The sequence below is a fragment of the Bacillus sp. Au-Bac7 genome, assembly GCF_021341655.1.
Classification (GTDB): Bacteria; Bacillota; Bacilli; order Bacillales; family Cytobacillaceae; genus Niallia.
Map to the genome: position 1 here is coordinate 1 of NZ_JAJTTG010000069.1, position 254 is coordinate 254.

General features: G+C 38.2%; 1 protein-coding gene. It reads right to left on the reverse strand.

What is annotated here, in order from left to right:
* A partial coding sequence (locus LXM54_RS27805) for an IS110 family transposase (RefSeq protein ID WP_233319571.1) occupies nucleotides 1-254 on the reverse strand: 254 nt, incomplete at both ends.

The window sequence follows — 254 nt, forward strand, 5'->3', positions numbered from 1 at the left end:
TCTTGTGGTATAGTTGGTTCGGCGTATCTACCATCTTTGACTAGTTGTGCAATGACTTTTGCGTCTTTTACATCATTTTTAGTAGGAGAGTTATCGTCTAGCTCCTTACTATGCTTGACGTGTAAAGGATTAACCGTTACGAACTTAATCTGTTCCTCCTTTAGAATATGAGCTAAATTAAGCCAATAATGGCCTGTAGGCTCCATCCCAGTAATGACAGACTCCATTTCGCATGACTCTTTTATTTGATTAAT